The sequence below is a fragment of the Arthrobacter saudimassiliensis genome, from assembly GCF_059090665.1.
Genome location: NZ_JBNHFX010000001.1, coordinates 1,393,089 through 1,406,956, shown reverse-complemented (window position 1 = coordinate 1,406,956; position 13,868 = coordinate 1,393,089). Strand labels below are relative to the sequence as shown.

Annotated in this window: 14 protein-coding genes; 4 read left to right on the top strand and 10 right to left on the bottom strand. The window is 70.1% G+C overall.

Annotated elements, in window-relative coordinates; genetic code table 11:
• Window positions 1-35 precede the first annotated feature (35 nt).
• The 3 genes from AC5RV6_RS06590 to disA all read left to right on the top strand — a co-directional run bounded on the left by AC5RV6_RS06590 (window position 36) and on the right by disA (window position 3,799).
• Window positions 36-1,166, top strand: a complete 1,131-nt coding sequence (locus tag AC5RV6_RS06590; protein ID WP_494006471.1) for an FUSC family protein — start codon at window positions 36-38, stop codon at window positions 1,164-1,166.
• Between the two features lie 40 nt (window positions 1,167-1,206).
• The gene (gene radA, locus AC5RV6_RS06585) at window positions 1,207-2,574 is read left to right on the top strand and encodes a DNA repair protein RadA (protein WP_494006470.1); all 1,368 of its coding nucleotides are present in this window, start codon (window positions 1,207-1,209) and stop codon (window positions 2,572-2,574) included.
• A gap of 148 nt (window positions 2,575-2,722) precedes the next feature.
• A complete protein-coding gene (disA, locus tag AC5RV6_RS06580) occupies window positions 2,723-3,799 on the top strand; it encodes a DNA integrity scanning diadenylate cyclase DisA (RefSeq protein ID WP_494006469.1) in 1,077 nt (358 codons plus the stop codon).
• On the opposite strand, the gene AC5RV6_RS06575 is transcribed toward disA, so the two are convergent.
• Complete coding sequence (locus tag AC5RV6_RS06575; RefSeq protein WP_494006468.1) at window positions 3,800-4,519, bottom strand: hypothetical protein; 720 nt, start codon at window positions 4,517-4,519, stop codon at window positions 3,800-3,802.
• Between the two features lie 144 nt (window positions 4,520-4,663).
• Here AC5RV6_RS06575 and AC5RV6_RS06570 point away from each other — a divergent pair, with 144 nt between their 5' ends.
• A complete protein-coding gene (locus AC5RV6_RS06570) occupies window positions 4,664-5,611 on the top strand; it encodes an HhH-GPD family protein (protein WP_494006467.1) in 948 nt (315 codons plus the stop codon).
• 46 nt (window positions 5,612-5,657) lie between these two features.
• Here AC5RV6_RS06570 and dhaM read toward each other — a convergent pair whose 3' ends face one another.
• The 9 genes from dhaM to lysS form a co-directional block, all read right to left on the bottom strand.
• Window positions 5,658-6,362 carry a dihydroxyacetone kinase phosphoryl donor subunit DhaM gene (gene dhaM, locus AC5RV6_RS06565; protein ID WP_494006466.1) on the bottom strand — a complete coding sequence of 235 codons (705 nt, stop codon included), beginning with the start codon at window positions 6,360-6,362 and terminating at the stop codon, window positions 5,658-5,660.
• Window positions 6,359-7,003: a dihydroxyacetone kinase subunit DhaL gene (gene dhaL, locus AC5RV6_RS06560; protein WP_494006465.1), complete on the bottom strand. Its 645-nt coding sequence runs from the start codon at window positions 7,001-7,003 to the stop codon at window positions 6,359-6,361. Before dhaL ends, dhaM begins: the two co-directional genes overlap by 4 nt.
• A 1-nt stretch (window position 7,004) precedes the next feature.
• Entirely contained in the window at window positions 7,005-8,006 is a 1,002-nt protein-coding gene (dhaK, locus tag AC5RV6_RS06555; RefSeq protein ID WP_494006464.1) for a dihydroxyacetone kinase subunit DhaK, read from the bottom strand.
• A gap of 208 nt (window positions 8,007-8,214) precedes the next feature.
• Window positions 8,215-8,391 (bottom strand): CsbD family protein, encoded by a 177-nt coding sequence (locus AC5RV6_RS06550; RefSeq protein ID WP_494006463.1) that lies wholly within the window; start codon window positions 8,389-8,391, stop codon window positions 8,215-8,217.
• Window positions 8,392-8,483: 92 nt separating this feature from the next.
• The gene (locus tag AC5RV6_RS06545) at window positions 8,484-9,011 is read right to left on the bottom strand and encodes an amino-acid N-acetyltransferase (RefSeq protein ID WP_494006462.1); all 528 of its coding nucleotides are present in this window, start codon (window positions 9,009-9,011) and stop codon (window positions 8,484-8,486) included.
• A 117-nt stretch (window positions 9,012-9,128) separates the two neighbouring features.
• Complete coding sequence (locus tag AC5RV6_RS06540; RefSeq protein ID WP_494006461.1) at window positions 9,129-11,639, bottom strand: ATP-dependent Clp protease ATP-binding subunit; 2,511 nt, start codon at window positions 11,637-11,639, stop codon at window positions 9,129-9,131.
• Between the two features lie 112 nt (window positions 11,640-11,751).
• Complete coding sequence (locus AC5RV6_RS06535) at window positions 11,752-12,087, bottom strand: histone-like nucleoid-structuring protein Lsr2 (RefSeq protein ID WP_494006460.1); 336 nt, start codon at window positions 12,085-12,087, stop codon at window positions 11,752-11,754.
• An 85-nt stretch (window positions 12,088-12,172) separates the two neighbouring features.
• Window positions 12,173-12,352 carry a hypothetical protein gene (locus tag AC5RV6_RS06530; RefSeq protein ID WP_494006459.1) on the bottom strand — a complete coding sequence of 60 codons (180 nt, stop codon included), beginning with the start codon at window positions 12,350-12,352 and terminating at the stop codon, window positions 12,173-12,175.
• A gap of 2 nt (window positions 12,353-12,354) precedes the next feature.
• Window positions 12,355-13,809 (bottom strand): lysine--tRNA ligase, encoded by a 1,455-nt coding sequence (lysS, locus tag AC5RV6_RS06525; protein ID WP_494006638.1) that lies wholly within the window; start codon window positions 13,807-13,809, stop codon window positions 12,355-12,357.
• Window positions 13,810-13,868: the final 59 nt, after the last annotated feature.

Here is a 13,868-nt window from a genome sequence, read left to right as displayed (position 1 = left end):
CCGTGTAGGTTTGCCCGCCGCATAGACTTGGACCCATGCCAGCCCGCGAGCGCCTGTCCCGAAGCCGGGGGTTCCTGCGCAACCGCTTCAAGGTGGGGCTGCGGCGCAGCCGGAACTCCCTGGTCCCCGCCCTGCAGATGACGATCTGCGCGGTCGGCGCCTACGCCTTCGCGGAATATGTGCTCGGGCACGAAGGTCCCCTGTTCGCCGCCACGGCGGCCCTGGTCTCCCTGGGCTTTTCGCGCGAACCGCGCACCCGGCGGGTGCTGGAGGTCGGTATCGGCTGCACCCTGGGCATCACCGTGGGCGAGCTGCTGCTGACCCTGCTCGGCCCGGGCCTGTGGCAGGCCGCCATCGTGCTGTTCGTGTCGGTGATGCTCGCCCGTTTCCTGGACCGCGGCGTCATCTTCACCACCCAGCTGGGCCTGCAGTCGCTGCTGGTGGTGCTCCTGCCCGCCCCGGAGGGCGGGGCGTTCACCCGCAGCGTGGACGCCGTCGTCGGCGGCCTCTTCGCGCTGCTGGTCACGATGCTGGCGCCCCGGGACCCGCGCCGCGAGCCGCGGACCGCCGTGCGGGAGCTGCTGCAGGAGCTGTCGGCCGTGCTGCGGCAGACCGGCGAGGCCGTGGCGCGCAGCGACTCCACGGCCGCCTGGCACGCCCTCGTGCGGGCGCGGAACACCCAGCCCCAGCTCGACCTGCTCGAGCGCAGTGTCCGGGACGCCAGGGAGATCGCGCGCCTCTCTCCCGCCTACCGCCGCCACCTGGCCGAACTGGGCGACCTGCGCGGCTCGATCAGCTACCTTGACCTGGCCGTGCGCAACAGCCGGGTGCTGGCCCGGCGCGCGGCGTCGGTGATCAACCACGCCTCCCTCAGCGACGACGCGATCGAAAACGTCTCGGAGGTGCTGCAGGACACCGCGGAGGCCGTGGACATCCTGGCCCGGGCGCTGGGCGGGCATGAATCGACCGACACCCGCGAGCGGCTGCTGCGCCACGCCCGGAACGCGCTGGCCGCCGTCGGGATGCGCCTGGAACCGCGCGCCATGGACGTGACCAATCCCCAGGGCGACGCCCTGATCATGCTCTTCCGGCCCATGCTCGTGGACCTGCTGGAATCCACCGGCCTTTCCCACGATGAGGCGGTGTCCTACCTGGCGGAGGTCTGACCCCGCCGGCGGTGTCGGCGCCCCGGGATAGCCTTTTGCCATGGCCACCAAGACCCGTTCCCGCGCCGCCGCCAACTACCGCTGCACCGAATGCGGCTGGACCACCGCCAAATGGGTGGGGCGCTGCGGCGAGTGCCAGGCCTGGGGCACCGTCGAGGAAGCCGTCGACACCGTCGCCCGCACCACCGCCGCTGCCACCGTGGCCCGCCCCGCCCTGCCGATCGGCGAGGTCGACGCCGCCACCGCCGCCTACCAGCCCACGGGCGTGGGCGAGCTGGACCGGGTGCTCGGCGGCGGGCTGGTGCCCGGGGCCGTGATCCTGCTCGCCGGCGAGCCCGGCGTCGGCAAGTCCACGCTGCTGCTCGACGTCGCCGCGCGGGTGGCCGGGCAGGGCCGCAGGGTCCTGTATGTGACCGGCGAGGAATCCGCCGCCCAGGTGAAGCTGCGCGCGGAACGGATCAACGCCGTCAGCAGCGCCCTGTATCTGTCCGCGGAGACCGACCTCGCCCAGGCCCTGGGGCAGGTGGAACAGGTGGATCCCGGGCTGCTGGTGGTCGACTCGGTGCAGACGCTCAGCAGCACCGCGGTCGACGGCAGCGCCGGCGGCGTGAGCCAGGTCCGCGAGGTCGCGGCGTCGCTGATCAACGCCGCCAAGACCCGGAACATGACCACCCTGCTGGTCGGCCATGTGACCAAGGACGGCTCCATCGCCGGGCCGCGGCTGCTCGAGCACCTGGTGGATGTGGTCTGCCAGTTCGACGGCGACCGGCACTCCCGGCTGCGGCTGGTCCGTGCGGTGAAGAACCGGTACGGGCCCACCGATGAGGTGGGCTGCTTCGACCTCACCGAAGACGGCATCGAAGGCCTCGCGGATCCCAGCGGGCTGTTCGTCTCCCGGACCAAGGACCCCGTCTCGGGCACCTGCATCACGGTGACCCTGGAGGGCCGGCGTCCGCTCGTGGCCGAGGTGCAGGCCCTGCTCGCCGAGACCGGCAACGCGCAGGCCCGCCGCGCCACCAGCGGCCTGGACTCCGCGCGGGTGGCCATGCTGCTGGCGGTCCTGCAGCAGCGGGCGTCCATGAACCTCGCCAAGGATGACAGCTACGTGGCGACGGTGGGCGGGGTCCGGCTGACCGAGCCGGCGACCGACCTGGCGGTGGCCCTGGCGATGGCCTCGGCGAAGATGGACAAGCCGCTGCCGGCCCGGCTGATCGCCTTCGGCGAAGTGGGCCTGGCCGGCGAGGTCCGGCCGGTGCCCGGGATCAGCCGGCGGATCAACGAGGCCGAGCGGCTCGGTTTCACCCACGCCGTGGTCCCGGCCTCCCCGAACGGTCCGGGCCAGGTGCCCGCCGGGTTCAAGGTGCGTGAGGTCGGCACCCTCGGCGAGGCCCTCGAACTGCTGTTCTAGGCGGGAACTACCCGGGCGGCGGCCGAAACCGCGGCCGTCATGTGACCTTTTCCGGCCTCGGGACGCTCCGTGCGCCCACTAGGATGGGAAAGTCTGAGCATAACTGTGCCCGAAACCGCCCCCGGGCCCAGGGCCGGAAGGATCTAACATGGCACGCACGCCCGAGGACGCACTCCGGGCCACCCTGGCGCGGGTCGCGCCCGGCACCGACCTGCGCGACGGGCTGGAGCGCATCCTGCGCGGCCGCACCGGCGCGCTCATCGTGCTCGGCTTCGACCGGACCGTCGACTCGATCTGCTCCGGCGGCTTCGACATCGGCATCGACTTCTCCCCCACCCGGCTGCGGGAACTGGCCAAGATGGACGGCGCCATCGTCTGCGACAAGGAGGCCCGGAGCATCCTGCGGGCCGCGGTGCAGCTGGTCCCCGACCACACCATCGAGACCCACGAATCCGGCACTCGCCACCGCACCGCTGAGCGCGTGGCCATCCAGACCGGTTTTCCGGTCATCTCGGTCAGCCAGTCCATGCAGATCATCCAGCTCTACGTCGGCGGGCTGCGCCACGTGCTGGAGGGCTCCGAGCCGGTGGCGGCACGGGCCAACCAGGCGCTGGCCACGCTGGAACGCTACCGGTCCCGGCTGGACCAGGTGACCAACTCGCTGTCCGCCCTGGAGATCGAGGCGATGGTGACCGTGCGCGACGTCGCGGTCACGCTGCAGCGGCAGGAAATGGTGCGAAGGATCTCCGAGGAGATCGCCCAGTACGTGCTGGAGCTCGGTGTGGACGGCCGCCTGCTGTCCCTCCAGCTCGAGGAGCTCACGGCGGGCCTGGGCCCGGGCAGCGACATGATCATCCGGGACTACATGCATCTGGCCGACGGCGAGCTGGCCGTCGATGAGCAGGTGGCCACGCTGCAGCGGCTGAGCCCCTCCGACATGGTGGACCTGGGCAAGATCGCCGCCGTGGTGGGTTTCCAGCCCGGACAGGACTCGCTGGAGGCAGTGGTCCAGCCGCGCGGCTACCGGCTGCTGGGCAACATCAAGTCCGTTCCCCCCGCCGTGTCCAACCGGCTGGTGGAGCATTTCGGCGGGCTGCAGAACCTGATGGCCGCCAACATCGAAGACCTCATGCAGGTCGAAGGCATCGGTGAACAGCGGGCCCGCACCGTGCGGGAGGGCCTGTCCCGGATCGCCGAGACCAGCCTGCTGGACCGCTTCATGTAGCTATTCGAGCTGGAACACTGCCTTTTCGCTGGTCAGCGCCCCCAGGGCCGCAGTGAAAACGTAGGTCCCCGGTGCCGGGTTGCCGGGCACAGGCGCGCAGCCGGGGGCCGACCGCACCCGGTCCCAGGGCAGGACCGCCGATTCCGTCGCCCCGGGTTCGAAGGCCTTCCACAGGTCCTCGCCGGGCTCCTGGCAGTCCACCGAGGAGAAGATGCGGTCCGAGCCGCTGGTGACCAGGAATTCCATCCGGCTGGTCCCCACGTTGATGTCGCAGGGTTCGGAGCCGGTGTTGGTCACGCTGAGCGTCAGCAGCGGACTGGTCCCGGCCGCGTAGACCGGCGAATCGGTGCCTGCCTCCACCCGAATCACCCCGGCCGGGCACTCGTTGCGTCCCGGCTCCCCGTTGTCGGCGTTGTCGGCCGCGCCCGTCTGCTGCGGCTCCGCCTCCTCCTGCGCGGCCTCCTCCGTCGTTCCCGGGGTGGGCGCAGGCGACGGGGCCGGCGCGGCGGAGGACGCGGGCCCGGCCGTTGCGGCGTCTCCGCCGGAGGTGAGCGCCCGCACCACGGCGATGCCCCCGAAGATGATGCCGATCAGCAGCAGCAGGGCCAGCAGGGCGGCCAGCCGGCGACGCCGGTAGACCGCCGGGCTCTGCCGCTTCCGGCCGCCGGGGGAGGATCGCCCGACTGTGCCGCTGCGCCTGGGATCCGGGTTTCCTGCCATGGCTTAAGGCTAGGGACCCCGGGACGCATAGGGCTGCGGGGCACGCCGGTGGCGGCCGGAATCACTGCAGGTCACGACGGCGCGGCGCGGAGCGCCGCAGGGCACGGCAGTAAAGTAGGGGGTCGGCAAAGAGGAGGCACCACGGTGGAGACCGGTTCGACGGTTCAGCAGCTGCATCGGCTGATTCCGGAATGGTTCGGGCGCGCCGCCCGGGACCTGCCCTGGCGGAAGCAGGAGTGCACCGCCTGGGGCGTGCTGGTCAGCGAGGTGATGCTGCAGCAGACGCCGGTGGTGCGGGTGCTGCCGGTCTGGGAGGAATGGCTTCGCCGCTGGCCCGCGCCGGCGGACCTGGCCGCGGAGCCGGCCGGGGAGGCGGTCCGGGCCTGGGGACGGCTCGGGTACCCGCGGCGCGCCCTTCGGCTGCATGCAGCGGCCCGCGCCATCGCCGCGGACCACGGCGGCATGGTGCCGGACAGTCGGGAGCAGCTGCTGGGGCTCCCCGGCGTCGGAGAGTACACCGCCGCCGCGGTTGCGGCGTTCGCGTGGGGCCGCCGGGAAACCGTGGTGGACACCAACATCCGCCGGGTGCACGCCCGGGCCGTCTCCGGCCGGGCACTGCCGGCACGGTCGCTGACCGCAGCCGAGATGCGCCTGGCCGAGGAGCTGCTGCCCGCCGGACGGGCGGACTCCGTGAAGTGGAACGCCGCCGTCATGGAGCTGGGGGCCCTGATCTGCACGGCCCGCTCGCCGCGCTGCGACGAGTGCCCGGTGCGCGCCGAGTGCGCCTGGGTGGCGGCCGGCCGGCCGGAACCGGACTACGTGCCGCGCGGCCAGGCCTGGGCCGGCACCGACCGGCAGGTGCGCGGTGCGATGATGGCTGTGCTGCGGGCCGCGTCCGGGCCGGTTCCGCGCGGGCTGCTCCTGGACGGCCCGATCGACCTGGTCGAACCGGACGCGGACACCGAACTGACGCCGCTCGCCCGCCTGCACGGGCTCCAGGCCCCGGCCGAACAGATGGAGCGGGCGCTGGCCGGGCTGCTCGCGGACCGGCTGGCCGAGGAGCAGCCGGCCGGAATCGGCCTGCCGGGCTGAGCTGCGGCGGGCTCCCGCGGCCGGATCCTGCGGCCGGATCCTGCGGCTAGATTTCGCCGAAGCCGTTGCGGACCTCGACGCCGAGGATTTCCACCGCCCGTTCGGCGTCGGGGCCGGTGGCTTCGACTTCCAGCGTCTGTCCCTGGCGCAGGCCCAGCGTCATCAGCATCATCACGCTCTTGCCGTCCACGCCGTTGATCGTGATGTCGGCATCCAGGTCCGCCATGGCCTGCGCCACCGCGGCGGCCGGCCGGGCGTGCAGCCCCATCGGGTTCACCAGGGTCCACGCGCCGCGGTGCACGGCGCCGTCGTCGGGGTCGGTGTCGTCGCGCGCGCGCCCGTCCGCGGCCGGAGCAGCGGCCCGGCCGCCGGCTCCCCCGGCGGCCTCCGCATCGGCCACCACTTCCGCCACTCCGCGCCCGCCCTGGGCCGCGACGGCGGCCGCCACGGCGCCCTCCACGAGCGGCGCGTCCGCCATCTTCACCCGCTCCTGCTGCTCCGGGTCCAGGAACTCCACGGCCGACTCCGCGGTCATCACGGCTGAGCCCAGGTCGGTCAGCAGGACCGCCCCGTCGCCGGTATCCACCTCGGCGATTCCGGCGAGGATCTTTTCCAGGCTGGTGCCGATGCCGTCGTCGTCCGTGCCGCCGGCGGCTGCTATGGGCACGTCGGCGGCCATCTGGGCCGCCAGTTCCCTGACGCCCTGGGCCAGCCGGGCGCTGTGCGAGACGATCACCAGGCCCACCGTCATTCCGGCGCCCCCGCCGCACGGGCGGCCGCCCGGAGGATCAGGGCGGTGGACGCCGCGCCGGGATCCAGGTGCCCGGCGCTGCGCTCACCCAGGTAGCTGGCGCGGCCCTTGCGCGCGGTCAGCGGCTCCGTGGCCGCCAGGCCTTCCTCGGCGGCGTCGGCGGCAGCGGCCAGGGTCTGGGCCGCGTCACCGCCCTGCTCAGCCGTACGGCGCGCGGCCCCGGCCGCCGGCGTCCACGCATCGACCATGGTCTTGTCGCCCGGTTCGGCCTTGCCGCGCGACGTCAGCCCGCCCAGCGCGGCCTCCACCATGTCGGCGACGTCGGTTCCGCTCAGCTCGGCCTTGCCGGCGGTGGAGGTGGCCGCACGCAGGAAGGCGGTCCCGTACAGCGGACCGGCCGCACCGCCCACCTTGGACATGAGGGTCATGGCCGCCGTCTTCAGCACGTCGGAGGGCGCGGCCGGCGGCTCCGGGGCGGCATCGAGCTTCCCGACGACGGCGGTGAACCCGCGGTCCATGTTCTCGCCGTGGTCGGCGTCGCCGATCTCCCGGTCCAGGTCGATCAGCCGCTGCCGGTTCGCGGCCAGCACGTCGGCGCTGTCGCGCATCCACTGCACCGCCCAGGCGGCGTCGGCAGCCATCTCAGGCGCCCCACCGCAGGGCCGCGGTGTGCACCGGCGAGTCCCACAGATCGATCATTTCGTCGTCGAGCACCAGCACGGTGATCGAGGCGCCCTGCATCTCCAGCGCGGTGATGTAGTTGCCCACCAGCGAGCGTTCAATGTGCAGGCCGTGGTCCTGGAGCACCTGCGCGGCGTGGGCGTAGAGGATGTAGAGCTCGCTGAGCGGGGTGCCGCCCATGCCGTTGACGAACAGCAGCACCCGCGAGCCGTCCGCGGCGTCGAGGTCGCCCAGCACGGGCGTGATGAGCTGGTCGGCGATGGCGTCGGCCGTCTCCATCGGCATCCGCCGCCGGCCGGGCTCCCCGTGGATGCCCACGCCGAGTTCGATTTCGTCCTCGGCCAGGGTGAAGCTGGGCTCTCCCGCGTGCGGGACGGTGCAGGCGGTCAGGGCCACTCCCATGGACCGCACTCCGGCGTTGACCCGCTCCGCGACGGCGGTGACGGCGTCAAGGTCATCGCCGCGTTCGGCGGCGGCGCCGGCAATCCGTTCCACGAGCACGGTTCCGGCGACTCCGCGCCGACCGGCCGTGTAGGTGGAGTCCTCGACGGCGACGTCGTCGTTCACCACCACGGTGCGGATCTCCAGCCCCTCGGCGACGGCGAGTTCGGCCGCGGTTTCGAAGTTGAGGATGTCGCCGGTGTAGTTCTTCACGATCAGCAGCACCCCGGCTCCGGCATCGGTGTGCTGGATGGCCGGGAGGATCTGGTCCGGGGTGGGCGAGGTGAACACGGCCCCGGGGACGGCGGCGTCGAGCATGCCGCGGCCCACGTAGCCGGAGTGCAGCGGTTCATGGCCGCTGCCCCCGCCGGAGACCAGGGCAACCTTCCCCCGGACCGGAGCATCGCGGCGGACCACGTAGTCCGGGTCGGTATGCACCTTGACCAGGTCGTGGTGGGCGAGGCCGAAACCCCGCAGGGAGTCTGCGACGACCTCCCGGGGATCATTGATGAGCTTCTTCACGGGCGGGCTCCTCCTGCCGGGCACGGGCCGGGGAACACCGCCCGCACATTTGCGCCCCACCCTACTCCGCCCGGAGGGTGGGGCAACAGGGTTCATGCGGTGCACGGACGACAGCGGCGGCGGGAAGGAGCTTCCCTTCCCGCCGCCGCTGATAAAGCGTCTGCCGCTCCGGTGCGGACGCTTCGTGGAGCGCGTCCGCCGGCCGGGGCTACTTGCCCTTGAAGGCGTCCTTGATGTTCTCGCCGGCGTCCTTGAGGCTGGACTTGGCCTGGTCGCCGTGGCCTTCGGCTTCCATCTGCTCGTTGCCGGTGGCCTTGCCCAGGCCTTCCTTGACCTTGCCGCCGAGGTTCTCGGCCTTGTTCTGCATCTTGTCGTCTGCGCCCATGGTGGACTCCTTCCGTCGAATGATGCTAAGTACCCTTACCTTATCGTGGAACGGGGCACTCCGCCACCGGGGGTCCGACCGGCGGGCCGGGCTCAGATCCGGTCGGTCAGCTGCCGGATCATCCTGGTGTTGCCCAGGGTGTTGGGCTTGACCCGGGCCAGGTCCAGGAATTCGGCCACGCCCTCGTCATGGGAACGCAGCAGTTCGGAGTAGACCTCGGGGTCGACGGCGCGCTGGTCGGCCATCACCTCAAAGCCGTGGCGGCGGAAGAAGCCGACCTCGAAGGTGAGGCAGAAAACCCGGCTGACGCCGAGCTCGGCGGCGTCGTCCAGCAGCTGCTCCAGCAGCCGGTGCCCGACGCCGAGCCCCCGGACCGCGGGATCGGTGGCCAGGGTACGGACCTCGCCGAGGTCCTCCCACATCACGTGCAGGGCGCCGCAGCCGACAATGCGCCCCGAGGCGTCCTCGGCGACCCGGAACTCCTGGAGCGCCTCGTAGTAGGCCACGGCCTCCTTGGCGACCAGGATGCGCTCCTCCGCCAGCGGGGCGACCAGCGCCCGGATGCCGGGAACGTCGGAGGTTCGGGCCCGGCGGATGGTCAGAGACGGCGCGGAAGTCACCGGTTCAGTCTAGGACCGCCCGTACCGCGGGCTGCAAATCCTGTTTCGGAACACGGAAGGACCCGGCGGGCTGCTGCCCGCCGGGTCCTTTACCGCGTGTGCCTGTCAGCGATGGAGTCAGTCGCCCGGAACTCCGGCCTCGATGGCCGGCGGAGCTTCCTCCAGGGCCTTCGGGGTGCCGTGGCCGATGAAGGTGAACTTCGCCTCGTCACCCTCGCCCTCGACGTCGACGGAGACCAGTTCGCCGGGCTTGAGCTCGCCGAACAGGATCTTCTCGGACAGCTGGTCCTCGATCTCGCGCTGGATGGTGCGGCGCAGCGGCCGGGCACCCATGGCGGGGTCGTAGCCGCGGGTGGCGAGCAGGACCTTGGCGGCCGGGGTGAGCTCGATGCTCATGCCCTTCTCCGCCAGGCGCTTGCCGAGGCGCTCCAGGAACAGGTCGACGATCTGGACGATCTCCTCCTGGGTCAGCTGCGGGAACACCACGGTGTCATCGACGCGGTTAAGGAACTCGGGGCGGAAGTGCTGGCGCAGCTCCTCGGTGACCCGGGCCCGCATCCGGTCGTAACCGGTCTTGGTGTCGGTGCCGGACTGGAAGCCGGTCATGACGCCCTTGGAGATGTCCTTGGTGCCGAGGTTGGTCGTCATGATGATGATGGTGTTCTTGAAGTCCACCACCCGGCCCTGGCTGTCCGTCAGGCGGCCATCCTCGAGGATCTGCAGCAGCGAGTTGAACAGGTCCGCGTGGGCCTTTTCCACCTCGTCGAACAGGACCACGGAGAACGGACGACGCCGGACCTTCTCGGTCAGCTGGCCGCCCTCTTCGTAGCCGACGTATCCGGGAGGGGCACCGAACAGGCGGGACACCGTGTGCTTCTCGGAGTACTCGGACATGTCGAGGGTGATCAGGGCATCCTCGTCGCCGAACAGGAACTCGGCGAGGGCCTTGGCCAGCTCGGTCTTGCCGACGCCGGTGGGGCCGGCGAAGATGAACGAGCCGCCGGGGCGCTTGGGATCCTTCAGGCCGGCACGGGTGCGCCGCATGGCCTGCGAGATGGACTTGATCGCCTCGTCCTGGCCGATGACCCGCTTGTGCAGCTCATCCTCCATCTTGAGCAGCCGCGTGGACTCCTCTTCGTTCAGCTTCACCACGGGGATGCCGGTGGAGTTGGCGAGCACCTCGGCGATGAGTTCCTCATCCACCTCGGCGATGTCGTCCAGGCCGCCGGACTTCCACTGGCGTTCCTTTTCGGCGCGCTGGTCCTGAAGCTTCTGCTCCTTGTCCCGCAGCGCCGCGGCCACCTCGAAGTCCTGCGCGTCGATGGCCGATTCCTTCTCCATCTTCAGCTCGGAGATGCGGTCGTCGATCTCCTTCAGCTCCGGCGGAGCGGTCATGCGGCGGATGCGCAGCCGGGCGCCGGCCTCGTCGATCAGGTCGATGGCCTTGTCCGGCAGGAAGCGGTCGCTGATGTAGCGCTCGGCCAGGGTGGCGGCCGAGGACAGCGCCGCGTCGGTGATCGAGACCCGGTGGTGTGCCTCGTAGCGGTCGCGCAGGCCCTTGAGGATCTCGATGGCGTGCGCCACCGACGGCTCCTTGACCTGGATCGGCTGGAAGCGGCGCTCCAGCGCGGCGTCCTTCTCGATGTGCTTGCGGTACTCATCCAGCGTGGTGGCGCCGATGGTCTGCAGCTCGCCGCGGGCCAGCATCGGCTTCAGGATCGAAGCCGCGTCAATGGCGCCCTCGGCGGCACCGGCACCCACGAGGGTGTGGATCTCGTCGATGAACAGGATGATGTCGCCGCGGGTGCGGATCTCCTTGAGGACCTTCTTCAGGCGTTCCTCGAAGTCGCCGCGGTAGCGGGAGCCGGCCACCAGGGACCCGAGGTCCAGGGTGTACAGCTGCTTGTCGCGAAGGGTTTCGGGGACGTCGCCGCGGATGATGGCCTGGGCCAGTCCCTCGACGACGGCGGTCTTGCCGACGCCGGGCTCACCGATCAGCACGGGGTTGTTCTTGGTGCGGCGCGAGAGGACCTGCATGACGCGTTCCATCTCGTGTTCACGGCCGATCACCGGATCAAGCTTGCCTTCACGCGCGGCCTGGGTGAGGTTGCGGCCGAACTGGTCCAGCACCACCGAGCCGGCGGGCTGGCCTTCCTGCTGCTGGCCGCCGGTGGAGACCGGCTCCTTGCCCTGGTAGCCGGAGAGCAGCTGGATGACCTGCTGCCGCACGCGGTTCAGGTCGGCGCCCAGCTTCACCAGGACCTGGGCCGCCACGCCTTCGCCCTCGCGGATCAGGCCGAGCAGGATGTGCTCGGTGCCGATGTAGTTGTGGCCCAGCTGCAGTGCTTCCCGCAGCGAGAGCTCCAGCACCTTCTTGGCGCGGGGGGTGAAGGGGATGTGGCCGGAGGGGGCCTGCTGGCCCTGGCCGATGATCTCCTGCACCTGCTCACGGACGGCACCGAGGGAGATGCTCAGCGACTCGAGGGCCTTGGCGGCAACCCCTTCGCCCTCATGAATGAGCCCAAGCAGGATGTGCTCGGTGCCGATGTAGTTGTGGTTGAGCATGCGTGCCTCTTCTTGGGCAAGCACGACAACGCGACGGGCACGGTCGGTAAATCTTTCAAACATGAGGCACACTCCTAGCTAACGCGTAATTCGATGCTACGTGTGCCGCGTCGGCTTTTGGAGCGTGTTCGCCACGGGCGTGAGAGCCCTCCCGCCCGCGGCGAACGTTCCGCCGCTATCCCTGGGCGGCGCGGTAAGCCTCGATGATCTCGCTGTTCACCCGGCCGCGCTCGGAAACGGTGTACCCGTTGTTGCGGGCCCATTCCCGGATCTGCGCGGCTTCATTGCTGCGGCTGCCGGACCCGGTGCTGCGCTGGCGCCCCCCGCCGCTGCGCGTCCCGACCTTGCGACCCGCGTCAACATACGGCTTCAGCGCATCCCGCAGGTTCTTCGCATTGTCTTTTGAAAGGTCAATCTCGTACTGTGTGCCGTCGAGGCCGAAACGCACGGTCTCGTCCGCACTTCCGGCGTCGAGGTCGTCGACCAGAATGATTTTTACCTTTTGCGCCACGTCAGGCTCCTAAGCAGTCAAACAGCGGGGGAAAAATATTTGAGACCACTTACGATTATGGCGCATTAGCCTTAGGGCGTCAAAGCTACCCGGCCGATTTATCGGATTTGCTTTCCCCGTCTTCAGGACCATCCGGCCGGGCTTCGGCATCAGCCTCGGCCTGAGCCTTTCGTTCGGATCGGTCCGCATTGAGCAGCGCCTTCATGGCGAAAAAGAAGAGCACGCCCACGGCCACCGACGGCAGCAGAACTTCGACATATTCCACGGTTATCCCATTTCCGGCTTAAGCAGGGGGAACAAAATCGTCTCCCTGATTCCCGCATTTGTGAAAAGCATCACGAGCCGATCGATTCCCAGCCCGATGCCGCCCATGGGCGGAGCGCCATACTCGAGCGCCCGCAGGAAGTCTTCATCCAGGGCCATCGCCTCGGGGTCTCCGCCGGCCGCCCGGAGGGACTGCTCGGTCAGGCGCTGGCGCTGGATGACCGGGTCGATCAGCTCGGAGAAGGCGGTGCCGCGCTCCATCCCGCCGATGATGAGGTCCCAGGCCTCGATCAGCCGCGGGTCGTCCCGGTGCTGGCGGGCCAGCGGCTGGGCGGAGGGCGGGTAGTCGTAGACAAAGGTCGGCTGGATCAGCGTGGGCTCCACGATTTCTCCGAACAGCTCGATAACGAGCTTTTCGGCGTCCCAGGCCGGATCCACCTTTACGCCGTGCTCCTCCGCGACGGCGCGCAGCGTGGCGGCATCCGTATCCGGGGTGATTTCCCGGCCCACCGCCTCGGAAAGGCCGGGGTAGACCGCCAGCCAGCGCCATTCACCGTTCAGGTCGATGGTTCCGGCGGGTGTTTCGATCACCCTGCTGCCGACGGCGTCGGCGGCATTGAGGATGATTTCGCGAATGCGGTCGGCCATCACGAACTGGTCGGCGTAGGCCTCATAGGATTCAAGGGTCGTGAATTCCGGGCTGTGGGTGGAGTCCACGCCCTCATTGCGGAAGATCCGGCCCAGTTCGTAAACCCGCTCGATGCCGCCCACGACCGCCCGCTTCAGGAAAAGCTCGGTGGCGATGCGCAGGGTCATCTTCTGGTCAAAGGCATTCAGGTGGGTTTCGAAGGGCCGGGCCGCGGCGCCGCCGTGAACCAGCTGCAGCATGGGCGTTTCGACTTCGACATATCCGTGCCCGTGCAGGGTGTCCCGAACCGCGCGGATAACGGCGGCGCGCTTGTAGACCATTTCGCGCGCTTCTTCGCGCACCATCAGATCCACATATCGCTGGCGGACGCGGGTTTCCTCGTTGAGGTCGGCGTGCAGCACGGGCAGCGGACGCAGCGCCTTGGCCGCCATGGACCATTCATCGGCCATCACGGACAGCTCGCCGCGGCGCGAGGAGATCACCTCGCCGTGCACGAAGACGTGGTCGCCGAGATCCACGAGGGACTTCCACTCGGCCAGGGACTCCCCACCCACCTCGGCCAGGCTCAGCATGACCTGCAGACGGGTGCCGCTGCCCTCCTGCAGGGTGGCGAAGCAGAGCTTGCCGGTGTTGCGGATGAAGACCACCCGGCCGGTGACGCCGACCGTCTCGCCGCTGGCTTCATCGGCCTGCAGGTGGCCGTACTTCTCCCGCACCTCGGCGAGCGAGTGCGTGCGCGGCACGGTCACCGGATAGGCTTCCCGGCCCGATGCCAGCAGCCGGGCGCGCTTTTCCGCGCGGATGCGCATCTGCTCGGAGTAGTCGGCGTCGGGCTGCGGGGACACGGGGGAATCTTCAGTGGTCACGG